The 22,550-nt window shown below is 72.1% G+C and carries 19 protein-coding genes; 12 read left to right on the top strand and 7 right to left on the bottom strand.

Annotated features, from left to right (window positions below; translation table 11 throughout):
* The first annotated feature begins 28 nt into the window (after positions 1 to 28).
* The 3 genes from ftsY to Nocox_RS34955 all read left to right on the top strand — a co-directional run bounded on the left by ftsY (position 29) and on the right by Nocox_RS34955 (position 3,863).
* Positions 29 to 1,204, top strand: coding sequence for a signal recognition particle-docking protein FtsY (gene ftsY, locus Nocox_RS34965; RefSeq protein ID WP_020543951.1), 1,176 nt, complete (start codon positions 29 to 31; stop codon positions 1,202 to 1,204).
* Between the two features lie 266 nt (positions 1,205 to 1,470).
* A complete protein-coding gene (locus tag Nocox_RS34960) occupies positions 1,471 to 3,147 on the top strand; it encodes a tetratricopeptide repeat protein (protein WP_020543950.1) in 1,677 nt (558 codons plus the stop codon).
* Positions 3,148 to 3,206: 59 nt separating this feature from the next.
* Positions 3,207 to 3,863: a DUF72 domain-containing protein gene (locus Nocox_RS34955; protein WP_051112591.1), complete on the top strand. Its 657-nt coding sequence runs from the start codon at positions 3,207 to 3,209 to the stop codon at positions 3,861 to 3,863.
* Positions 3,864 to 3,869: 6 nt separating this feature from the next.
* On the opposite strand, the gene Nocox_RS34950 is transcribed toward Nocox_RS34955, so the two are convergent.
* A complete protein-coding gene (locus tag Nocox_RS34950) occupies positions 3,870 to 4,943 on the bottom strand; it encodes a PLP-dependent cysteine synthase family protein (protein ID WP_026214480.1) in 1,074 nt (357 codons plus the stop codon).
* A gap of 234 nt (positions 4,944 to 5,177) precedes the next feature.
* On the opposite strand from Nocox_RS34950, the gene Nocox_RS34945 reads away from it, so the two are divergent.
* Complete coding sequence (locus Nocox_RS34945; protein ID WP_026214479.1) at positions 5,178 to 5,780, top strand: sigma-70 family RNA polymerase sigma factor; 603 nt, start codon at positions 5,178 to 5,180, stop codon at positions 5,778 to 5,780.
* A 10-nt stretch (positions 5,781 to 5,790) separates the two neighbouring features.
* Here Nocox_RS34945 and Nocox_RS34940 read toward each other — a convergent pair whose 3' ends face one another.
* Both Nocox_RS34940 and Nocox_RS34935 read right to left on the bottom strand, forming a co-directional pair.
* Complete coding sequence (locus Nocox_RS34940) at positions 5,791 to 6,735, bottom strand: sensor histidine kinase (protein ID WP_020543947.1); 945 nt, start codon at positions 6,733 to 6,735, stop codon at positions 5,791 to 5,793.
* 27 nt (positions 6,736 to 6,762) lie between these two features.
* Complete coding sequence (locus Nocox_RS34935) at positions 6,763 to 7,605, bottom strand: DMT family transporter (RefSeq protein ID WP_020543946.1); 843 nt, start codon at positions 7,603 to 7,605, stop codon at positions 6,763 to 6,765.
* A gap of 94 nt (positions 7,606 to 7,699) precedes the next feature.
* Between Nocox_RS34935 and Nocox_RS34930 the strand changes: the two genes are divergently transcribed.
* From Nocox_RS34930 to Nocox_RS34915, 4 genes are all read left to right on the top strand, one after another.
* Positions 7,700 to 8,275: a helix-turn-helix domain-containing protein gene (locus Nocox_RS34930; protein ID WP_020543945.1), complete on the top strand. Its 576-nt coding sequence runs from the start codon at positions 7,700 to 7,702 to the stop codon at positions 8,273 to 8,275.
* Between the two features lie 75 nt (positions 8,276 to 8,350).
* Complete coding sequence (locus Nocox_RS34925) at positions 8,351 to 8,656, top strand: hypothetical protein (RefSeq protein ID WP_020543944.1); 306 nt, start codon at positions 8,351 to 8,353, stop codon at positions 8,654 to 8,656.
* 35 nt (positions 8,657 to 8,691) lie between these two features.
* Entirely contained in the window at positions 8,692 to 9,489 is a 798-nt protein-coding gene (locus Nocox_RS34920) for a polysaccharide deacetylase family protein (protein ID WP_084685710.1), read from the top strand.
* 42 nt (positions 9,490 to 9,531) lie between these two features.
* On the top strand, positions 9,532 to 10,182 hold the full coding sequence (locus tag Nocox_RS34915) for a DUF2461 domain-containing protein (protein ID WP_020543942.1): 651 nt from the start codon (positions 9,532 to 9,534) through the stop codon (positions 10,180 to 10,182).
* Between the two features lie 46 nt (positions 10,183 to 10,228).
* On the opposite strand, the gene typA is transcribed toward Nocox_RS34915, so the two are convergent.
* Together typA and Nocox_RS34905 are read right to left on the bottom strand one after the other, a co-directional pair.
* Positions 10,229 to 12,079 (bottom strand): translational GTPase TypA, encoded by a 1,851-nt coding sequence (typA, locus tag Nocox_RS34910; RefSeq protein WP_020543941.1) that lies wholly within the window; start codon positions 12,077 to 12,079, stop codon positions 10,229 to 10,231.
* A gap of 49 nt (positions 12,080 to 12,128) precedes the next feature.
* The gene (locus tag Nocox_RS34905; protein WP_020543940.1) at positions 12,129 to 12,713 is read right to left on the bottom strand and encodes a TetR/AcrR family transcriptional regulator; all 585 of its coding nucleotides are present in this window, start codon (positions 12,711 to 12,713) and stop codon (positions 12,129 to 12,131) included.
* A gap of 109 nt (positions 12,714 to 12,822) precedes the next feature.
* Between Nocox_RS34905 and Nocox_RS34900 the strand changes: the two genes are divergently transcribed.
* The 4 genes from Nocox_RS34900 to Nocox_RS34885 are packed head-to-tail and all read left to right on the top strand — an operon-like array spanning position 12,823 to position 17,592.
* Positions 12,823 to 13,566 (top strand): AMP-binding protein, encoded by a 744-nt coding sequence (locus Nocox_RS34900; RefSeq protein WP_169577044.1) that lies wholly within the window; start codon positions 12,823 to 12,825, stop codon positions 13,564 to 13,566.
* Between the two features lie 54 nt (positions 13,567 to 13,620).
* Entirely contained in the window at positions 13,621 to 16,398 is a 2,778-nt protein-coding gene (locus Nocox_RS34895; RefSeq protein WP_020543938.1) for a LuxR C-terminal-related transcriptional regulator, read from the top strand.
* Positions 16,399 to 16,454: 56 nt separating this feature from the next.
* The gene (locus tag Nocox_RS34890) at positions 16,455 to 16,811 is read left to right on the top strand and encodes an AMP-binding protein (protein WP_157383136.1); all 357 of its coding nucleotides are present in this window, start codon (positions 16,455 to 16,457) and stop codon (positions 16,809 to 16,811) included.
* Between the two features lie 37 nt (positions 16,812 to 16,848).
* Positions 16,849 to 17,592 (top strand): alpha/beta hydrolase, encoded by a 744-nt coding sequence (locus Nocox_RS34885; RefSeq protein WP_020543936.1) that lies wholly within the window; start codon positions 16,849 to 16,851, stop codon positions 17,590 to 17,592.
* A gap of 197 nt (positions 17,593 to 17,789) precedes the next feature.
* On the opposite strand, the gene Nocox_RS34880 is transcribed toward Nocox_RS34885, so the two are convergent.
* On the bottom strand, positions 17,790 to 19,223 hold the full coding sequence (locus tag Nocox_RS34880) for an aldehyde dehydrogenase (protein WP_020543935.1): 1,434 nt from the start codon (positions 19,221 to 19,223) through the stop codon (positions 17,790 to 17,792).
* Between the two features lie 116 nt (positions 19,224 to 19,339).
* Positions 19,340 to 22,360 carry a M14 family metallopeptidase gene (locus Nocox_RS34875; protein WP_033409404.1) on the bottom strand — a complete coding sequence of 1,007 codons (3,021 nt, stop codon included), beginning with the start codon at positions 22,358 to 22,360 and terminating at the stop codon, positions 19,340 to 19,342.
* Positions 22,361 to 22,550 lie beyond the last annotated feature (190 nt).

The raw sequence follows: 22,550 nt of genomic DNA, 5'->3' as shown, positions 1-22,550 counted from the left end.
GACAGTCGATCTGGAAAACTGACATCTTGTGGAGAGTTACCTCGGCGTCATCGTGATCGTGGCCGTCGTCGCCCTGCTGGCGGCCGGCGGTCTCTTCCTGCTGCTCAGGCCGGGCCGGAAGGCCCCGCCGGTCAAGCCGCCAGAGACCCTCCCGATCCCGGAGGAGAAGGAGAAGCCGCCCGCCGCGGCCGAGGAGCGCGAGGGCGGGGCGACCACCACGCTGCCGCCGCCCGCCCCGCCGGCGGAGCCGATGGTCGTCGTCCCCGAGATCGAGGTGCCGCCGCCGTCCGCCGGCCGGATGGTGCGGCTGCGCTCGCGGCTGGCCCGTTCGCAGAGCGCGCTCGGGCGCGGCCTGCTGGAGCTGCTGTCCCGTGACCGGCTCGACGACGAGGTGTGGGACGAGATCGAGGAGCGCCTCATCACCGCCGACGTCGGCATCGCGCCGACGCAGGTGATCGTCGAGGAACTGCGCACCCGCGTCAAGGTGCTGGGCAGCCGCACGCCCGCGGAGGTGCGGGCGCTGCTGCGTGAGCAGCTGCTCGCCCAGATCGACCCCGACCTCGACCGCACCCTGCACGTCCAGAAGCACGGCGAGCGCCCGGCCGTGGTGCTCGTCGTCGGCGTCAACGGCACCGGCAAGACCACCACCACGGGCAAGCTCGCGCGTTCACTGGTCGGCGACGGCAAGAAGGTCACGCTCGGCGCCGCCGACACCTTCCGCGCCGCGGCGGCCGACCAGCTCCAGACGTGGGGCGAGCGCGTGGGCGCCGACACCGTGCGCGGGCCCGAGGGCGCCGACCCGGCGTCCGTGGCCTTCGACGCGGTCGCGAAGGGCATGGAGGAGAAGGTCGACGTCGTCATCGTCGACACCGCGGGCCGCCTGCACACCAAGACCGGCCTGATGGACGAGCTGGGCAAGGTGAAGCGGGTCATCGAGAAGAAGGCGACGGTCGACGAGGTGCTGCTCGTCCTCGACGCGACCACCGGCCAGAACGGCATGCGCCAGGCCCAGGTGTTCGGCGAGGTCGTCAACATCACCGGCATCGCGCTGACCAAGCTGGACGGCACCGCCAAGGGCGGCATCGTGATCTCGGTGCAGCGGGAGCTGGGCGTGCCGGTCAAGCTCGTCGGGCTCGGTGAGGGTCCCGACGACCTGGCGCCGTTCGACGCCGAGGTCTTCGTGGACGCGATCCTGGGTGAGTGATCCATTACGGTCAGGTCGTTTCTGGTGATGTAAGAGCCCTTACCAGAAGATGCCTTGATGGGCGAGATTTCCGTGTGCTGACATGTACCGGTCATCAGTGATCGTCGGGTCATGAGCACGCGAAAGGGCGCCCCCATGAAGAAGATCGTCGTTCACCGGCCAGGAACCGTGAAGGTCACCGCCGCGGCCGCGCCGAGGCACATGTCCTGAGCCGACCTCGCCGGCGCCTCCCGCACAGAGGCGCCGGCCGCACCGGAAGAGGTCGCGTGAACACGATCGTCATCGACGCGGACCGCCGCGCGGGAGGCCCCTACACCTTCGCCGCTGCGCTCCTCGGCCGCCTCGTCCCTGAGGCGCTGGAGAGCGGATCCGGCCTGCCCGCCCTTCACGACATCGAGATCAGGGCGGCGGCGCCCGCCCTGCGGCCGCTCGTGCCGGCCCGCAGGCGCTCGCTCGCCGACAGTCTGCCCCGGTCCCAGCGGGTGCTGGTCCCGGGGGCGCGGCGCACGCTCAGGCTGGCCAACGGGCTCGCCGAGTTCGTCCGCGGCCACCTGACGCGGACGGGGCCGCTCACGGTCACCGTCACCAACCTGGCCGAGGCCGACCCCACCGACGCCGAACTGGTCGCGGTGCTGCGCCGCCGGCTCGACCCCGCGCTGCTGCGCGTCGAGGAGGGGCCGTCGGCGCCGTCGGCCGGGCCGCTGCCCGAGGACTTCGACCGCTACCGCGACGAGGGCTTCCACCACGCCATGGCCGAGTCGGGGCTCGCCAGGCTGCGCGCGAGCGCGTACGAGGACGACCCGGGCGGCTGGGAGCGGCTGCTGGTGCGGGTCGCCGGCGCCCTGGAGGCCGTCGAGCGGGAGGACGAGGCCCGCGCGCTCTACGACGAGGCCCGCCGCCGCGTCACCGACCCGCGGCGCCGCGCCACGATGGCCTACGCCACGGCCATGATCCTCGTCCGGCACCACGACCCGGCCCGGCGCGACCCGGAGGAGGCGCTGGCCTGGGTCAACGAGGCCGTCACCATCACCTCCCTGCTGCCCGACCCCCGCGAGCGCGCCTTCCACCTGGGCTTCGACCTCAACGGCAAGGCCCTCGTCGAGGTGCGCAGGGGCCGCGTGGAAGCCGCCATGGACCTCGTCCAGGAGGCGCTCGACCTGGCCGGGGCCGACCTCGCCGACCAGCACCCGATCCACCGGCTCGTGCTGCACGCCAACCGCGCCCAGCTCCTCGCCATGGCCGGCCGGCCCGAGGAGGCGCTGGCCGACTACGGGCGGGCGATCGCCGCCGACCCCGGCTACCCCGACTACTACCTCGACCGGGGCAACCTGCTGCACCGGCTCGGCCGCCCGGCGGAGGCGCTGGCCGACTACGAGGCCGTCATGCGGCTCAGCCCGCCCTTCCCCGAGGCGTACTACAACCGCTCCGAGCTGCGTTACGCCGCGGGCGACCTGGCGGGGGCCCGCGCCGACCTGGACCACACGCTGGAGCTGGACCCGGCCTTCGCCCCCGCCTACGTCAACCGGGCCGGGATCCACGCGGCGACCGGGGCGTACGCGCTGGCCAGGGACGATGCGCAGGCGGGGCTGGCGGTCGCGCCGCGTGATCCGTACCTGCTGTGCGTGCTCGGTCAGGTCGAGCAGGCCGAGGGCCGCGCCCGGGAGGCGCGGGCCGCCTACGACCGGGCGCTGGAGCTGGACCCGCGCCTGGTGGCGGCGTGGGCCGGCCGGGCCGAGCTGGCCCACGAGCGCGGCGACCACGAGGAGGCCCTCGCCGACCTGGGCCGCGCGCTCGACGTGGAGGAGAGCGCGGAGCTGCTGTTCAACCGGTCGGTGGTGTTGCGGGCGGCGGGGCTGCCGGAGCGGGCGCGTCGGGACCTGCTGCGCGCCGCCGACCTGGCCCCGGACGACGAGGACGTGGGGCGCGCGCTGGCCGAGGTGTGAGGCGGCGCCCGCGCGGGGTACGTGGCGCCGATGGGCAAGATCCTCGTCGGCACCGCGTCGTGGACGGACAAGTCGCTGCTCGCCTCCGGCTGGTACCCGCCGGAGGCGCGCACCGCGAGCGCACGCCGGACGGGTTCACCTTCAACGTCAAGGCGTTCTCCCTGCTCACCCAGCACCCGACCCGGCCGTCCTCGCTGCACAAGGACTTACGCGCGGCGCTCGGCGAGAGCCCCAAGCGCACCCTCTACCAGCGTGACCTGCCGGCGGAGATCGTCGAGGAGGTGTGGGACCGGTTCCTGGGCGCGCTCGCGCCGCTGCACGAGGCGGGGCGGCTGGGGGCGCTGCTGTTCCAGTTCCCGCCGTGGTTCCCGCCGGGCGAGAGCAACCGCCGTTACCTGCTGCGCTGCCGCGACCGGTGCCGGCCGATGCGGATCTGCGTCGAGTTCCGCAACGCCGCCTGGATGGACGACGCGCACCGGGAGGACACGCTCGCCTTCCTCGCGGCGCACGACCTGCCGTACGTGTGCGTGGACATGCCTCAAGGGCACCCGTCGTCCGTGCCGCCCGTGCTGGCCGCCACCTCGGACCTCGCCGTCGTCCGCCTGCACGGGCACTCCGAGCGGTGGACGAGCCGGGTGATCGAGGAGCGGTTCGGCTACCTGTACGGCGAGCACGAGCTGCGCGACTGGGCGGAGCTGCTGGGCGCGGACCGCTGACCGGAGCTACCCCTCCAGCCAGGCGCGCAGCTCGGCGAGGTGCGGCTCGATGTCGAGCGACTGCGCGGCGAGCCAGGCGGGGTTGCCGTAGGTGCCCTTGTAGCGGTCGCCGCTGTCGCAGACGAGCGTGACGACGCTGCCGCGCTCGCCCGTCTGGCGCATCTCGTCGACGAGCTGCACGCAGGCGGCCATGTTGGTGCCGGTGGAGCCGCCGACGTCGAGTCCGGTGACCTCGCGGGTCCAGTGCATGGCGGCGATGGAGTGGGCGTCGGGCACCGCGATCATGCGGTCGATGACGGACGGCTGGAACGACGGCTCCACGCGGGGCCTGCCGATGCCCTCGATCCGCGAGCCGGGCGCGGTGAGCGCGGCGTCGCCGGTGGTCCAGCTCGGGTAGAAGGCCGAGCCCTCGGGGTCGACGACGGCGAGGCGCGTGGGGTGACGGCGGTAGCGGATGTAGCGGCCGATGGTGGAGGAGGTGCCGCCGGTGCCCGCCCCGACGACGATCCAGGCCGGCTCGGGGTGCGGCTCCATCGCCATCTGGGAGTAGATGGACTCGGCGATGTTGTTGTTGCCGCGCCAGTCGGTGGCGCGTTCGGCGTAGGTGAACTGGTCCATGAAATGGCCGCCGGTCTCGGCGGCCAGACGGTGAGATTCGTCATAGATCGTGGCGGGATCGCGTACGAGATGACATTTGCCGCCGTAGAACTCGATGAGGTGGATCTTCTCCGGCGAGGTGGAGGCGGGCATCACCGCGATGAAGGGCAGCCCCAGCAGCCTGGCGAAATAGGCCTCGCTGACCGCCGTGGAGCCGCTGGAGGCCTCGACGACGGTGGTGGCGGGCCCGATCCAGCCGTTGGCCAGACCGTAGAGGAACAGCGAGCGAGCGAGTCGGTGTTTGAGTGAACCTGTAGGGTGCACCGACTCGTCTTTCAAGTAGAGGTTTACTCCCCAGTGCGAGGGCAGCGGAAAGACGTGAAGGTGTGTGTCGCAACTGCGGTTGGCATCGGCCTCCACCTTGAGTATGGCCTCCGCCACCCAGCGGCGCGTACGCGAGTCGTGACGGTCTACGAAAATCATGCTCTTACGCTATCCCCTGTGATGCTGGCCACTATTACTGCGGAAATGGGTAGGTAGTGTTATGATAACGAGACTTGTCCGGCCGTGGACGTGATGACGCACGCCGCGAGCAGACGGACGGAAACCCCTTCTGACCTTGGCGGACTCTCGCTAACGCGTCCCTTAGCCGGGACTTGCCATGATGAGAACGTCGGCAGACGGCCTTTGCCGAGACGGGGGACAGCGCAAGGGGGAATGAACATTTTGATCACCATGACCGATGAGCAGCGCCAGGACTGGTTCGAGCGCGATGTCGTGCCCGTGACGTCGCAGCTGTTCGCGTCCGCCATGCGCTTGACCCGGAACGCCGCCGACGCGGAGGACCTCGTCCAGGAGACGGTGGCCAAGGCGTACACGTCTTACCACCAGTTCCGTGAGGGCACCAACCTCAAGGCGTGGCTCCACCGCATCCTCACGAACAACTTCATCAACGACTACCGCAAGAAGCAGCGCTCGCCGAAGCTGTCCGCGGCCGAGGAGATCGAGGACTGGCAGCTCCACGCCGCCGAGTCGCACAGCTCCACCGGTCTCCGGTCGGCCGAGACCGAGGCGCTCGACCGGCTGCCCGACAACGTCGTCATGAACGCCCTCCGCTCCCTGCCCGAGGACTTCCGGGTGGCCGTCTACCTGGCCGACGTGGAGGGATTCCCGTACAAGGAGATCGCCGAGCGCATGGGCACGCCCATCGGCACCGTGATGTCCCGCCTGCACCGGGGCCGCCGCCAGCTCCGCGGGATGCTGGAGGAGTACGCCCGCGAGGAGGGCGCGCTGCGCGTTCCCAGCCAGCGCGCCGCCTGAGCAGGGAAGGTCATTCCCCCAGAGACAGATGGAGGCGGACGCGCAGCACGCCGCCTTCCGCGCGCAGCTCCACCAGGTCGCAGAGCTGCCTGCTGATCCAGAGCCCGTATCCCCTGGGGGACTCGGGCTCGGGTGGTATGTAGCCGGGCAGGGGGTCGTCCAGGGCCCCACCGGGGTCGGCGATCTCGCAGAGCAGCTCCCCGCCGGTCTTCCACATCGTGATCGTGCCGAATCCCGCCCCGTGCTCCACGCTGTTCGCGGCGATCTCCGAGACGCTGATGACCAGCGACGTCACGTGGTCGCGCGCCATGCCCGCGGTGCTCGCCCAGTCGCCGACGCTGCGGCGCAGCCGTCTCAGCTCGCGGGCGGTGAAGCGGATCGTCACCGCGCCGGGCCCGGGCGCGGGCAGCGGGGCGCGGTCGCCGTCCAGCACCAGCTCACCCGGCGGGACGAAACCGGCGCTCGGCGTCTCGCCCGCCGCGTCCAGCAGCAGCGGATGGTTGACCTCGTGGTACTCCAGCGCGGCCGGAGGCGTCCTGCGCAGGTCGTACATGCAGAAGACGAGCGCCGAGGAGCGGGCGAGCGCCGCGTTGACCACCGACTCGTGGCGGATCAGCTCGCGGACCTCGCGCTCGTTCCTGCCCTCCCATGCCGGCTCGCCGACGACGAGCGTGCGCCGGCCCCGGGTGTACTCGTGCAGGGCGGCCAGGGTGCGGTAGGGGTGGCCGTACCAGGAGGCCGCCACCCGCCGGTCGACGCGCTCGGCGTCCCGGCCCAGGGCCTCGGCCAGCCGGTCCAGCTTGTCGGGGCGGGTGATCACCAGCACCCGCCGGCCCTCGGTGAGCGCGGTCCGCACGCGCGGCAGCACGAGCCGGACATAGGCGTCATCAGAGTCGTACGGCACGCCGACGTGCCTCAGACCCTCGCCCTTGATCCGTGCCCCGTCGGGCCGCACGGGCGAAACGTAACAAGCGCGCCGGGGCTACGCAACGGCTATCAGGGCGACCGCGCCGAGCGCGCATGCCACGCCCGTCACCTGGATGCCGTTCAGCCGCTCGCCGAGCACGTGCCTCGCCAGCAGCAGCGTGCTGGCCGGGTAGAGCGAGACGAGCACGGCCACGAGACTGAGCAGCCCCTGCCGCTGCGCCAGCAGGTAGAGGACGTTGGCCGCCATGTCGAGCACGCCCGCCGCCACGATCACGCGGCCCGCTCCCGCCCCCGCCCGGGGCCACAGCGCGCGCCCGGTGGCGAGCGCCACCAGGGCCACCGCCGTCACCGACGACAGGCGCGCCCCGACCAGCGGCCACAGGCCGGCGTCGGCGGGCGCCATGGCGAGCAGGATGAAGAACCCGCCGAACCCGGCCCCGGCCAGCAGCGCGGTCGCGAGCCCCGCTGAGGCGCCCCGGCCGGCGCCGGCCGAGCGGTCCTGGCTGACCAGCAGCACGGAGCCGAGCGCCAGCGCCACGCCCACGAGCGCCCAGAACGCCGGCCGCTCCCCGGTCGCCAGCCCGAACAGCACCGGCAGCGCCGCCGAGGTCACCGCCGTGGTCGGCGCGACCACCGACATCACGCCCGTGGCGAGCGCCCGGTAGAACAGCGCCAGCCCGCCCGCCCCCGCCAGCCCGGCGGCCAGGCCCCACAGCAACGCGGGCGCGCCCGCCGCGCCGGGCAGCGCCGGCAGCAGGACGAGGACCAGCGCCAGTCCGGCGAGCTGCGAGAGCGCGACGACCGCGAGGACCTGGGTGCGCCGGGTGGCGAGACCGCCGAAGAAGTCGGCGGTGCCGTACACCACCGCGCAGGCGGTCGCGAGGATCACCGCGGTCATCCGTCAGCTCCTTCCATGAGTCCAATGTGTTGGCCATCTAGTACAACACATTGAGTGCACTGTGTTGCCACTGAATATCACTACACTGCACTGCATGGAAGACCCCGAGCTCATGAACCAGGCCATCGCCAGCAACGTCCGCTACCTGCGCTCCCACCGCGGGCTCACGCTGGACCAGCTCGCCGCCCGGTCAGGCGTGAGCCGGGGCATGCTCGTCCAGGTCGAGCAGGGCCGGACGAACCCCAGCGTGTCCACGCTCACCCGGATCGCCTCCGCCCTCGGCGTGACCGTCGCCCGGCTGGTCGAGGTCGGCGACGTCCCCCTGGTGCGCATCGTCGACAAGTCCGACGTGGTCACCTTCACCCAGGGCGGGGTGCGGGCCCGGCTGCTCGTCGGCGCCGACTCGCCGATGATCCTGGAGCTGTGGGACTGGCGCATCGCCCCCGGAGACCACCACGACGGCGAGGCCCATCCGCCCGGCACCCGCGAGATGGTGACCGTCCTGGAGGGCGAGCTGACCCTCACCCTCTACGGCAAGAGCCACGTCATCGGCAAAGACGACGCCGTGCTGTTCACGGCCGACCGGCCCCACCGCTACGCCAACCAGGGCACGGAGGAGCTGCGCATCGTCATGGTCGTGGCCGAGCCGCGCGAGACGCATGACCAATAACGTCGAACGGCCTGCGGATCACCCCGCGGAGCTTCATGATTACCGCGTGATTCGGCCGTTCTCAGGAGGTGGGGTGTGAGTGAGGCCCGGGCGGCGACGGAGAAGTTGCACGCGGAGCTTCATGGCCGGGGCGTGCCCAGCGCGTACGAGCTGGGCGACGACGAGACCATCTCCGTGTGGATCGGCCTGGTCGTACGTTATAGGGATGGTTTTTACCGATGGCAGGAAGGAGCGGTGAAACGTCGGCATCTGGGTACGGATCCGGTCGGATGTGCCATACGTGTGGCGCGCCGCTACCAGGAATTGCAGGCCGATATCCCACTCTGGTGGGACGACCTGGCCAGGGAGCTGCGGGGGACGCCGGCCCAGGACCGTCCGTGATGTGATTCCCCCCGCCTGCGGCGTTCGGGGGAATCATGCGTGTGTGGGCCTTGCCGCTCGCCCTGCTCGCCCTGGCGGCCTGCGTCACCGCGTCGGTCGCGCACCGGCGCGCGGCCAGGCCCCCGGCGATCGTGCCGATGCGGGCGGCCCACGTCGATCCCGGTCAGCTCGCCAAGCGGCTGGCGTCGATCCAGCCCGGCTGGCCGCGCGCCCGCGCGTTCGACTGCGGGCGGGTCAAGTGCGTGGCCCTCACCTTCGACGACGGGCCCGGCGACCACACCGGCCGGCTGCTCGACCTCCTCGGGCGGCGCGACGTCCGGGCCACCTTCTTCGTGATCGGCCAGATGGTGGCCGCCGACCGGGGCGGGCGCCTCACCCGGCGGATCGTGCACGAAGGCCACGAGATCGGCAACCACTCCTGGAGCCATCCGGCGCTCACCGGGCTGTCCGACGAGGGAGTCCGGCGCGAGCTGCGGCACACCGGGGAGCTGGTGCGGCGGCTCACGGGGGTCCGCATGCGGGTCATGCGGCCGCCGTACGGGGCGACCGACAAGCACGTGGCCAGGGAGACCCGCCGCGAGGGCCTGGCGCAGATCCTCTGGAACGTCGACACCCTCGACTGGCGCGACCGGAACTCCGAGGTCGTGGCCCGGCGGGCGGGGAAGGCCAGGCCCGGCTCGATCGTCCTCATGCACGACATCCACGCCACGACCGTCCGGGCCGTGCCCCACGTGCTGGACACGCTCTCCCGCAGGGGGTTCACCTTCGTCACGGTCTCCGAGCTGTACGGCCGCCCGCCGGTGCCGGGCAAGGAGTACACCGAGCGCCGGTGATCGGATTGCCGCCCTGCCGGTCCGGCGTGGCACTCTGGCGGCATGGGTTTCACCGGATTTCCCGACGAGGCGTTCCTGTTCTACGAGGGCCTGGAGGCCGACAACTCCAAGACCTACTTCGCCGAGCACAAACGCCGCTACGAGGAGGCCGTGCGGGCGCCGATGCTCGCGCTCACCGACGAGCTGGCCGCCGAGTTCGGGCCGGCCCATCTCTTCCGGCCGCACCGCGACGTGCGTTTCGCCAAGGACAAGTCGCCGTACAAGACGCATCAAGGGGCGTTCGTCGAACGCCTGCCCGGCATCGGGCTCTACGTGGAGATCAGCGCGGCCGGCCTGTACGCGGCCGGCGGCTGCTACACGCAGGCGCCCGACCAGGTCGCCCGCTACCGGGCGGCCGTGGACGAGGACCTGTCGGGCAAGCCGCTCGCGGCCCTCGCCGACGGCCTGACCGCCGCCGGCTACACCGTGGACGGGGCGCGGCTGAAGACCCGGCCGCGCGGCTTCGGCGACGACCACCCTCGCATCGGGCTGCTGCGCCACAAGTCGCTGTACGCGGGCATCCGCTTCGACCCCGAGCCCTGGGTGTCCACGGCCGAGGCTCGCGAGCGGGTGGCGGCGGCGTGGCGCGACTTCGCGCCGCTGGTCGACTGGCTCCACGCCCACGTGCGAGGCAGCGAACTGCCCCGCCGGTGACCGTCAGGCGCGCCGGGGCGTTCGTCCGGCGGACCTGACGCGGTCGTCAGGAGCGCTTGGCGCGGGCCGCGGCGCGGGCTCGGGAGGAGGCGTCGAGCACGACCTTGCGGATGCGCACCGCCTCGGGGGTGATCTCCACGCACTCGTCCTCGCGGATGAACTCGAGCGCCTGCTCCAGCGACAGCACGCGCGGCGGGATCACCTTCTCGGTCTCCTCGGAGGTCGAGGAGCGCATGTTGGTGAGCTTCTTCTCCTTGGTGATGTTGACGTCCATGTCGTCGGAGCGGGAGTTCTCCCCGACGATCATGCCTTCGTAGACGTCGGTGCCGGGGGAGACGAACAGCGCGCCGCGCTCCTGAAGGTTGAGCATCGCGAACGCGGTGACCGGGCCGGAGCGGTCGGCCACCAGCGAACCGCTCGCGCGGGTGCGCAGCTCGCCGAACCACGGCTCGTACGAGTCGAACACGTGGTGCACCAGGCCGGTGCCGCGGGTCTCGGTCAGGAACTCGGTGCGGAAGCCGATCAGGCCGCGCGCCGGCACCACGAACTCCATGCGGATCCAGCCGGTGCCGTGGTTGGTCATGTGCTCCATGCGGCCCTTGCGCACCGCCAGGAGCTGGGTGACCGCGCCGAGGTATTCCTCGGGGCAGTCGACCGTCAGCCGCTCGACCGGCTCGTGCACCTTGCCGTCGATCTCCTTGGTGACCACCTGCGGCTTGCCGACGGTCAGCTCGTAGCCCTCGCGGCGCATCTGCTCGACCAGGATGGCCAGCGCCAGCTCGCCCCGGCCCTGCACCTCCCAGGCGTCGGGCCGGTCGGTCGGCAGCACGCGCAGCGACACGTTGCCGACGAGCTCCTTGTCGAGGCGGTCCTTCACCATGCGGGCGGTGACCTTGGTGCCCTTGGCCTTGCCGACCAGCGGCGAGGTGTTGGTGCCGATGGTCATCGAGATGGCCGGCTCGTCGACCGTGATCAGCGGCAGCGGGCGCGGGTCCTCGGGGTCGGCCAGCGTCTCGCCGATCATGATGTCGGGGATGCCGGCGATCGCGATGATGTCGCCGGGGCCCGCCTCCTCGGCCGGCTTGCGCTCCAGCGCCTCCGTCATCATCAGCTCAGTGATCTTGACGCGCTGGATCGAGCCGTCGGTGCGGCACCAGGCCACCTGCTGGCCCTTGCGGATCTGGCCCTGGTGGACGCGGCAGAGCGCGATGCGGCCGAGGTAGGAGGAGGCGTCGAGGTTGGTGACGTGGGCCTGCAACGGCGCGTTGGGGTCGTAGGTGGGCGCCGGGATCGTCGACTTGATGATGTCGAACAGCGGCTCCAGGTCCTCGGAGTCGGGCATGCCGCCGTCGTCGGGACGGTTCATGGAGGCCCGGCCGGCCTTCGCCGAGGCGTAGACGATCGGGAAGTCGATCTGCTCCTCGGTCGCGTCGAGGTCCATGAACAGCTCGTAGACCTCGTCCACGACCTCCCTGATGCGGGCGTCGGGACGGTCGACCTTGTTGATGCAGAGGATGACCGGCATCTTCGCGCCCAGCGCCTTGCGCAGCACGAAGCGGGTCTGCGGCAGCGGCCCCTCGGAGGCGTCGACCAGCAGCACCACGCCGTCGACCATCGACAGGCCGCGCTCGACCTCGCCGCCGAAGTCGGCGTGGCCGGGGGTGTCGATGATGTTGATGGTCATGCCGCCGTGCTGCACGGCGGTGTTCTTCGCGAGAATGGTGATGCCCTTCTCGCGCTCCAGGTCGTTGGAGTCCATGACCCGGTCGTCGACGTCCTGGTTGGCGCGGAACGCCCCGGACTGCCAGAGCATCGCGTCGACCAGCGTGGTCTTCCCGTGGTCGACGTGCGCGATGATCGCGATGTTCCGCAGGTCGTCGCGGCTGTTCAGAGGCATGATGAGATCTCGCTCTATGTCGTGGGGGCGGCCGCGCGAAATCGCGACCTCACAATTCTAGTTGATTCCCCTCGGTGGGCAGGTTCGGCCGCAGGAGCGGCACCAGGTGACGGCGCGCGTAGGCGCGGGCGTCCTCGTCGTCGCGGAGCGGCACCACGCCCGCCGGGGTCAGGACGAACGACAGCGCGATGCGCACGTACGTCTCCGCCACCGCGTCGGCCCGCGCCCCCTCGGTCCTCAGCCGCTCGGCCAGATAACGCCTGGCCACCGCCAGGTACGGCCCCGCCTCCACCGTGAGCTGCGGCAGGATCGTCTCCGGCTCGGTGGCGAGCAGCCGGGTCAGCAGCGGATGCGCGCGGACGAGCCGTAACGTGACCGCGAACCCCTCCACCACCCGCTCCGCCGCCGTCGGCAGCGGCGCGAGCTCCTGCTCGAACGCCCGCAGGAACCGCCGCAGCTCCCGCAGCAGCACCGCCTCGATCAGCTCGCTCTTCCTGGCGAAACGCCGGTAGACGGTGATCCTCGCCAGCCCCGCCCGCCTGGCCACGTCGTCCATGGTCAGCCGGCGCAGGCCCTGCTCCAGCATCCCGGCGTACGCGGCGTCGAGGATGCGCCCCAGGGATTCGTCCGGCATGGATCAAGCGTAGGGCGGCCCGCCGCGCGCCGTCCCGGCTCGCAGCTACATACCCGGTTGCACATTTGTGCGCATGGCAAGCGCGGGCCCGCTCCCTAGATTGGCGGGCATGACGTGGACAGAGCTGGTGACGGCGTCGGCGCCGACCAAGGGCGACGATCCGGCGGTGAGCGACGTCAGGACCGGCGAGGTGCTGTCGTACGCGGCGTTCGTCCGGTGGGTGACGCGGGCCGCGGCCGGGCTGCGCCGCAACGGCCTGCTGCCCGGCGACCACGTGCTCGTCGACGTGCCGCTCGGCGCCATGCTGCCGGTCGCCGTCCACGCTGTCGCCTGGGCCGGCGGCGTCACCGTGCTCGGCAACGCGGGCAAGGCCCGCATGATGATCACCCAGCGCTTCCACGACCCGTCCGCCGTCCAGGTCGAGCAGGTCTTCTCCTTCCAGCGGGCGCCGGGCACGCGGCCGTTCGGCGACCTGCTGAACGCCGGGGCCGTGGAGTTCGGGCCGCTGGTGGGGCCGGCCGTCGCGCTCGACGGCGGGCGCGTGTTCGACCACCTGCAACTCGCGGGCGACCTGCGGCGGCTGTCCACCCGGCTCGTCGTCGGCAAGGACGACGTCGTCGTCTGCGCGGTCAGCGAGCCCTTCCGCGGCCTGCGGGTCATCGACCTGGCCATGATGGCGGGGGCCCACGTCGTGGTCGCCCACGAGCCCAGCGTCGTCGGGTGCCGCGTGCTCGTCCAGGAACGGCGGGCCACCGTGGTCGTGGGGCCGTACGAGCTGGCCAGGAAACTGCTCGGCGACCCGCTCCTGCGGGTCGTCGACGAACGGGCGATCGTGAGTTCCCTCGGCCTCTGAAAGTGCGACACTACTGTGGGAGAGTGTGATCCTTCCGCGACGCAGGGTGACCGCATGCCAGAGCCCCCCAGGCACAACCTTCCGGCAGAGCCCAACCGGTTCGTCGGCCGCGAGCGCGACGTCGGCGACCTGCGCGCGCTGTTCGGGCGGACGCGGGTCGTCACCCTGTGCGGCGTGGGCGGCATCGGCAAGACCCGGCTGGCGCTGCGGGTCGCGGCGGGGCTGCTGCCCGCCTGCCCCGACGGCGTCTGGCTGGTCGAGCTGGCCAGGCTCGGGCGGGGCGAGCTGGTCATCCCCGAGATCGCCCGCGTGCTGCGGGTGCGCGCCGAGGCCGGGCGGCCCCTGCTCGACACCGTCACCGCGCGGCTGCGCGACCTGTGCTGCCTGCTGCTGCTCGACAACTGCGAGCACCTGGTGGACGCCTGTGCGGAGGTGACGGCGGGGCTGGTGGCCGCCTGCCCGCGGCTGAGCGTGCTCGCCACCAGCCGCGAGCCGCTGCGCATCGCCAGTGAGCTGATCTGGCGCGTCCCGCCGCTCGACCTCCCCGACCCGGACGAGGACCTCGCGCCCGCCGCCCTCGCCCGCACGCACGCCCCTGCCGCCCCTGCCCCCGCGCGGCCTCTTCCCGGCCGGAAGCCCGGCCAGGCCCCACCAGGCAAGGCGCCCCCTGGAGCCCCGGCGGTGCTCGGGCGCACGCCGATGCCCGGCGAAGCCGGGGAGTCAGGAGCGGGCGGCGCCGCGTCGCGCGAGGGGGGCGGAGCGCGGGGCGGCACGGGGAGTCCTGGCGGGCAGCGGGGCGGTGAGGGGGGTCTCGGGGGCGGGGGAGTGCGTGAGCGGGGTCTCGGGGGCGGGGGAGTGCGTGAGCGGGAGGGCGGGGCGGGGGGTGGCGGTGGGTGGGAGACGTGGGGGGCGGTGGCCGAGGTGGAGTCGGTGCAGCTCTTTCTCGATCGGGCGGCGGCCGCCGGGACCCGGCTGGGGCCGGAGAGCCTGGCCGACGTCGTACGCCTGTGCCGGGCGCTCGACGGGCTCCCGCTGGCCCTGGAGCTGGCCGCGGCCCGGACGAGCCTGCTCAGCCCCGGCCGGATAGCCGACCGCATCGACGACCGCTTCTCCCTGCTGACCACGGGAGGCCGTACGGCGCCCGCCAGGCAGCGCACGCTGCTCGCGGCCGTCGAGTGGAGCTACGACCTGCTCTCGGCGAAGGAGCAGGTGCTGCTGCGCCGGTTGGCGGTGTTCGCGGGCGGGTTCGATCTCGGGCTGGCCGAGCGGGTGTGCGCCGAGCGGCCCGTCGCCGAGGCGGAGATCGTCGATCTGCTCGGCGGCCTGGTCGACAAGTCCCTCGTGCTGTGCGACGAGACCCGCACCCGCTACCGGCTGCTGGAGACGATCAAGCGGTACGCGCTGGAGCGGCTGCGCCAGGCGGGCGAGCGGGAGCTGCTGCGCGAGCGGCACCTCGGCGTGATGTGCGAGCTCCAGGAACGCCTCTTCGCCACCGAGATGGTGGACCCCGGCGTGCCGTGGCCGGAGCGGCTGCGGGCGCTGACCGCGGGCCGGAGCCTGCTGGACGACCAGCGGGCGGCGCTCGACTGGGCCGTCGAGTCCGGCGACGTGGCGCTGGGCCTGCGGCTGTGCATGGTCAGCACGGCCCTGCTGCCGCTGGGCGGCAATCCCGCGGAGATCGTCGGCTGGATCGAGCGGCTGCTGTCGCTGGACGTGTCGGCGGTGCCGCCGGAGCAGATCGCCCATGCGAAGGCGTACCTCGCCTACGGCCTGGAGGCGCGGGACGAGCTGAGCCGGTCGCTGGAGGCGGCCGAGGAGAGCCTGGCTGGCCTCGCGCCGGACAACGCGTTCCCGCGCTGCGTCATGCACAGCCTCGTCGTCGTGGTGCTGCTGCGCATGGGCCGCGCCGGCGAGGCGCTGCGCCACGCCGAGGAGGGCCTGGCCGAGGCGACCCGTACGGGCGATCCGTGGAACCAGGCGGCGGGGCTGGCCGGTCTGTCGGCGGTGGCCCTGACCCGGGGCCGGCTGCGGGAGGCGCAGCGGCACGGGGAGGAGGCGCTGGCCCGCGCCCGCGAGCACGGCCACCGGTGGATCATGGCCCGCGCCGCCGCCCAGCTCGGCGCGGTGGCCGAGGCCCGTGGCGATCTGGTGACGGCCAGGGCCAGGTACGAGATGGCCGTCCCCTGGCTGCGCGAGCTGGGCACCGACGCCGACCTGGCCCGCTGCCTGGCCCACGGCGGCCGGGTGGCGGCGATGCTGGGCGAGTTCGCCGTCGCGCGGCGGCGCCTGGCCGCGAGCCTCGCGCTCAGCAGGGAGACCGGCCAGCGTCAGGGCGTGGCCCGCTGCCTGATGGGGCTGTCGGTGCTGGCGGAGTGCGAGGGCGACCTGGAGGGCGCGTTGCCGGCCGCCGCCGCGGCCGCGGAGCTGCGCGAGTCCATCGGCCAGCAGCACGCCACGCTCCGCATCGAGGAGCTGCTGGGCCGGGCCCGGGGCAGGCTCGGCGAGGGCCGTACGGCCGCCCTGTGGTCGAGGGGCCGGGCGATGGGCCCCGACGAGGCCGCCCGCCGCGTCCTGGAGGGGGAGCGGCAGCCGCGGCGGGAGCCGCCGGCGCCGGCCGAGCCGGTACGGCGCCCGCTGCTGACGGCCCGTGAGCGGGAGATCGCCGGCCTGCTCACCCGCGGCCTGTCCAACCGGGCGATCGCCGGGGAGCTGGTCATCAGCCCGGCCACGGTGGCCAGGCACATCGCCAACATCATGGAGAAGCTGGGCTACACCTCGCGGGCGCAGATCGCGGTGTGGGCGGCCGAACAGGCGTCGGGCTCTTCTGCATAGGGATTTGCATATTCCGCCCCATGTAGGCACGAGACGCCCTGCCTACGGTGGTCGGCATGGACGAGCGCTACGTCATCGTGGACTCTGACACCGGTCTGAAGCTCACCGAGGAGCAGCTCGACGAGCGGTCGGCCGCCGCGGTCGTCCAGCTCCGCCGGCGCGGCCTGCGGACCGGCGACACCGTGCTCATCTGCCTGCCGGTCGGGCCCGACCTGCTGGTGGCGACCGACGCGGTGATCGCCGCGGGCGGCGTGGCCTGGCCGGTGCCCGCCGACCTGCCCGCCGCCACGCTGAGGGAGCGCGTACGGGCCAGCCGCGCCCGCGTGCTGATCTCCGACGTGCCGCACGCGGTGGGGGCGGCCGAGGAGTCGTGGGTGCGGGTCGTGATGGGCGTGGCGGACCTGGGTCCCTAAGCTCGAATCCATGCCTTTCGCGCCCAGTTTCCCCGTCATGCTGAGGACCGAGGACGGCGTCCGCATCGACGCCGCCCACACCCCGCCCCGCGCCGCCGCCGTCGCGGCGGGGAACGGCGTCGGGATCGTGGTGGCGCACGGCTTCACGGGCTCGTGGCGGGAGCGCACCGCGCGCCGTATCGTGCACGTGCTGAGCGGTTACGGCGGCGTGCTCGCCTTCGACTTCCGCGGCCACGGGCGCTCCGGCGGCGAGACCACCGTGGGCGACGTGGAGATCCTGGACGTCGAGGCGGCCGTCAGGCACGCGAGGACGATCGGCTACGCGAAGGTGGCGGTGGTCGGCTTCTCGATGGGCGCGGCGGTGGCCGTGCGCCACGCCGGGCTGCTCAAGGGCGTGGACGCGGTGGTGGCGGTGAGCGGTCCGGCCCGCTGGTACTACCGGGGCACCAGGCCGATGCGCCAGGTCCACTGGGCGATCGAGCAGCCGGTGGGCCGGTTCGCGGCGCGGCTGGTCAAGCGGACCAGGATCCGCCGCGGCCCGTGGGACCCGGTCCCGGTGCCGCCGTACGAGGCGGTCGCGCTCATCGCGCCGGTCCCGCTGCTGGTCGTCCACGGGGACGCCGACGCGTTCTTCCCCCTGGAGCACGCGCACCAGCTCTACGCGGGCGCGGGCGAGCCGAAGGAGCTCTGGATCGAGCCGGGGTACGGGCACGCGGAGGCCGCGGCGACCCCCGATCTCGTCCGCCGGATCGGCAAATGGATCTCTTCGAACTTTTCGTGAGTAATACACGTCGTACTGAGGCGTATGGAAGGAAACCGCCGGGAGAAAGTCCCTGGGGAAGAAAACCGGCCACGGGCTGGACATGGGACATACTTCAGTAGTCAGGCGGTTGCCCAGCGTCGCGGGGGCGCGCTGGGTGGCTTTCGACAGGGGAACGGCCCCGCACCACGGGTGCGGGGCCGTTCCTCGCCGGGGGCTCAGCCCAGGCGGGCGATGCTCTTGTACTCCAGGTAGCCGGACAGGCCCTCGGGGCCGAGCTCGCGGCCGATGCCGCTGGACTTGAAGCCGCCGAAGGGCGTGTTCGCGCCGAGCATGTAGCAGTTGACGCCGTAGGTGCCGGTGCGGACCTGGCGGGCGATGTCCATGCCGTGCTCGGTGTCGGCGGTCCACACCGTGCCGGCCAGGCCGTACTCGCTGTCGTTGGCGATGCGGACGGCGTCGGCCTCGTCCTCGTACGGGATCACCGCCAGGACCGGCCCGAAGATCTCCTCGCGGGCGATGCGCATGTCGTTGGTGACGCCGGAGAAGACGGTGGGGGCGACGTACCAGCCGCGGTCCTGGGGCCGGTCGAGGCCGCCGAGCACGACCTTGGCGCCCTCGTCCATGCCGATCTTGATGTAGCCCTCGACCCGCTCCTGCTGCCGCTTGGCGACCAGCGGGCCGATGCCGGTCGCGGGGTCGGCGGGGTCGCCGACCTGCTGGGCGGCGACCATGCCGGCGACGGCGTCCACGACCTCGTCGTAGCGGTTGCGCGAGGCGAGGATGCGGGTCTGCGCCACGCACGCCTGACCGTTGTTCATGAGCGCGGCCAGGGACAGGAAGCCCATGCTGGAGGCGAGGTCGGCGTCGTCGAGGATGATGGCCGCGGACTTGCCGCCGAGTTCGAGGCTGACCCGCTTGAGCTGCTCGCCGCAGATGGAGGCGATGCGGCGGCCGGCGGCGGTGGAGCCGGTGAAGGCGACCTTGTCCACGCCGGGGTGCGAGACCAGGTGCTCGCCGACCTCACGACCGGCGGGCACGATGTTGAGCACGCCGGCCGGCACGCCGGCTTCGACGACCCACTCGGCCAGCAGGTACGCGTCCAGCGGCGTCTCGGGCGCGGGCTTGAGCACGACCGTGCAGCCGGCCAGCAGGGCGGGGGCGAGCTTGGTCATGGTGACGAACTGCGGCACGTTCCAGGGCACGACGGCGGCCACCACGCCGACCGGCTCGCGGCGCACGGTGACCGGGCCGAACAGTCCGGGCCGCTGCTCCTCCTGCTCGAACGTCTTGCCGAGCTCGGCGTAGAAGTTGAGCATCTCCAGGGGCTGCGGCGCCTGGGCGAGGTTGGAGAAGGTGATCGGCGAGCCCATCTCCTCGGTGATGAGCTGGGCCATCTCGCCCTGCCGCTCGTTGTAGATCGCGGCCAGCCGGGCGATGACCTCGGCCCGCTCGGCGAACGTCATGCGCGGCCAGGGCCCGTGGTCGAACGCCTCGCGGGCGGCGGCGACGGCGCGGTCGACGTCCGCGGCGGTGCTGTCGGGCACCCGGCCGACGACCTCCTCGGTGTGGGGCGAGATGACGTCGATGGTGCCGGTGCCCGCGGGGGCCACCCATTCGCCCCCGATGAAAAGCGTGTCGTGCTGGCGCATGTCGAGAGCCTCCTGCTTGGCCGGATGGGTGTATGCCTCAAAGGCGACCGAATCATGTTCTGCTCGCGCACGCAAGAGGGGCGCGGCCCGCGCCGCGCCCCTCCGCGTGCCGCCCGCTAGCGCCGGTCGCCGAGCAGGTGCCGCATGGACCGCTTGACGAGATCCGTACGCGCCGCCTGGTCGGTCACGCTCTCGGCGCCGAACCCGAGATAGACGGTGTCCTTGGTGACGATGCCGCCGCCCTCCTCGAAGACCTGGTCCGTACGGAACCAGTTGTTGATGGAGACCGAGGTGCCGGCCGGCGGCGCCCCGACGGCCCAGCCGCCGAGATCCGTCTCGAAGGAGGTCTCCGAGGCCGTCGCGCCGTCCAGCGTCACCTTGGCGTCGTCCAGGAAGACGCCCGCGCCCTGGGTGGCCCAGTCGCTGATGGAGGAGATGGACAGCTCGACCCGCTTGCCCGCGTACGGGGTCAGGTCGATCCGCCACTGCTGCCAGCCCGCCGAGTTGCCCGAGGCCGCGTGCCAGGCGCCGGAGGAGCCGGTCGGCTCGCAGGCCGGGCCCTGGTAGCGCTGCGTGAACGGGTGGATCGTGCGCCAGCCGCCGCTGTTGCCGGTCTGGCAGCTCTCACCGGTGCTCTGGCTGGTGTGCCCGTTGGCGTCGGGCAGCGTGGTCCAGTCGTCGCCGCCCGCCGTCCTGGCCTCCACGGTCAGGAAGTCCCAGTCGGCCTCGGTGTCGTACGACGTCCAGAACGTCAGCTCGCCGCCGCTCCTCCCGGTGAGGTCCACGGTCGTCGTCAGCCGCTTCCACGCCACGTCGGCGATGCCGCTGTAGACGTCCCAGGAGCCGGTGTGCGGGTCGAACGGGCCGCCGGGGCGTACCCACTTGACCTGCGCGGAGCTGGCGAACAGCGGGAACTGCGCGGCCGGCAGGATGGCCGAGGTGGCCACGAACGAGTTGGTGTGGCTCGGCTCCAGGGTGGCCTGGAAGCCCTCGAACGCGCCGCCCTGGCCCTTGAGCGGGAACGGCAGGCCGGTGTCGTGGTCGGTGCCCGCGTCGTCGAAGAAGACGTAGGCGCCGAGGTAGTACTGCTGGAAGTCGTTGAAGACGGGGATGCACGGCGGGTCGTCCGGGACCGTGCACTCGGGCTGGCCGGCGTCCGGCTCGTAGTAGTACGCGCCGTTGCTGTTGGCCGCGTACGACGGGTACTTGCCGGCATGCAGCAGCTTGCCGCCCTCGTTGAGGTAGTCGCGCACGGCCAGCTCGGTCCGCACCCCGCCCTTGGACGTGGTGCCGGGGACCTGCCCCTGCGACCTCGGGATGATGTCGTCGCCGGTCTCCCAGACCACCGCCTTGTAGTGGCTGAGCACGCCGAGCGGATGCGGCGGCACCCGGCCCATCTTGTCCATGTCGTAGACGTCGGAGGTGTAGCCGGCGGCCGTGAGGGCGTCGGTGTAGGCGGCGGCGTACTTGGCCTCGGTGGCGCCCTGGGCGGGGCTGAGGCCGGTGACGTCCTCGGTGGCGAGCACGAGCACCTTGCCGCCGATGTCGGAGGCGACGGTGTAGGTGAAGTCGGCGCTCTTCTTGCCGATCGCGCTGAACCAGACCTTCACCCGGTCACCCGGCCTGGTCCCGGTGATCTTGCCGCGCATCCAGTGGTAGTAGCGGTCGTAGCCCTTGCCGTAGCGCTCGCCGCCCTTCCACTCGCCGGTGAGCGCGGTCTTCGTACGCCCGCCGTTGACCTGCCAGTTGAGCAGCACGGGGCCGAGCTTGCGCTTGGCGTTGACCTGCACGACCTGGTCCTTGCCGTGGCTGACCTGGAACGGGTCGAGCACGAAGTCGGGGGTGGTGTTGCCCAGGTGGTTGACCGGCTCGACCGGGTTGACCGCCGAGTTCGCCACGTCGAGCGCGAACGGCAGGTTCTTCTCGAACTCGGCCTGCACCAGGGCCTCGTCGTCGGGGAAGACGAAGCCGCAGCCGTCGCAGCCCTCGTCGAGCTCCGGCGTCCAGGCGAGCGTGCCGTACGTGGAGTGGGCGTGGTCGGTGGTCTCGCCGTTGGTGGTGTAGAGCTCGGCGCCGAGGTCGGGGTCGAAGCCGGGGACGGCCGGCCGCTCGTCGTCGCCCGTGATCGCCTCGTAGATCGGGTTGTCGGCCGTGGGCGTGGCGATCTGGAAGCCGGCGGGGTAGAGCAGCAGCGGACCGAAGGAGTGGTAGTTGAGCTGCATCTCGAACCCGACCCGCCTGAGCAGCCCGTCCAGGGCCCGGGTCTCCGGCTCGCTGGCCGGGCCGGAGCCGCGGTAGGTCTCGCTGCTCGGGATGCTGGAGGAGCCCTCCTCGTCGTAGTGGAAGTTCGTGGGGTAGTTGCGGTTGGGGTCCACGCCGTCGCCGACGGTGATCTGGCCGTCGCCGTTCACGTCGCGCAGGTTCTTGCGCCACAGGCGGTTGCCCTCGGTGAAGGTGAAGTCGTAGCCGTCGGGGTTGGCGACCGGGACGAACCACAGCTCGGTCCTGTTGAGCAGGTCGCGGAGCCGGCCCTTGTTGGCGAGGACGTACTTCAGCAGCCGCATGTCCACCTCGGTGGCGATCCATTCGCGGGCGTGCTGGGTGGCGGAGTAGAGCGTGGCCGGTTTGAGGCCGTCGGGGAGCAGCCTGGCTCCGGTGCTCACCTTGGCGGCGAGGATGTCCTGCCCTCGCAGGGTCTTGCCGATGGACTGGAGCTTGACCACGTCCTTGTTGGCGTCGGCGAGCGCCTTGAGCTGGTCGGCGATGCCGCCGGGCTCCGAGTAGGACCGCCACACCGTGTAGCCGCCCGACGCCTGGGCCCTGGCGGCTTCGAGCTGGGTCTGGCCTTGTGGGTTGCGTACCGGCTCGGGCTTGTAGCCGAGTTTCCTGAGTCCGGCGAGGTCGGCCGCCGCGGCGGTCAGCTCGACGTGCTCCTTGCCCCCCTCGATCTGCTGCTGGACGACGTCGAAGCCCTTCTCCCTGAGCGTCTGCCCGGTGCCCGGCGCGCTGTCGAGCTCGTAGAGCTCGATGCGGTCCGAGGGCGGGAGCGGCGCCGCGGAGACCTGGGCGGGCAGGGCCACGACGGCCGTGGCCACGCCGAGCACGACGGCCGAGGCGAGGATCGTTAATCGGGTCACGCTTGTTGCCCCCCTTGCGAGACGGATTCGACCGCCATCTCAGACCGTTGGAGCGATCCCTGCAAGGCCCAAATTTTTACGTCTTCCTTAAATCCGACAAATCGCCGGAACCTCGCTAAAGGTGCAGCAGTTCGGTCGTTCGGATGACAGATATCAAGATCATCTTCTATAGTTTCGGACCGACCATGAA

This window comes from Nonomuraea coxensis DSM 45129, assembly GCF_019397265.1.
Classification (GTDB): Bacteria; Actinomycetota; Actinomycetes; order Streptosporangiales; family Streptosporangiaceae; genus Nonomuraea; species Nonomuraea coxensis.
The sequence above is the reverse complement of the archived record's forward strand: the minus strand, read 5'-3'. Positions and strand labels throughout refer to the sequence as shown.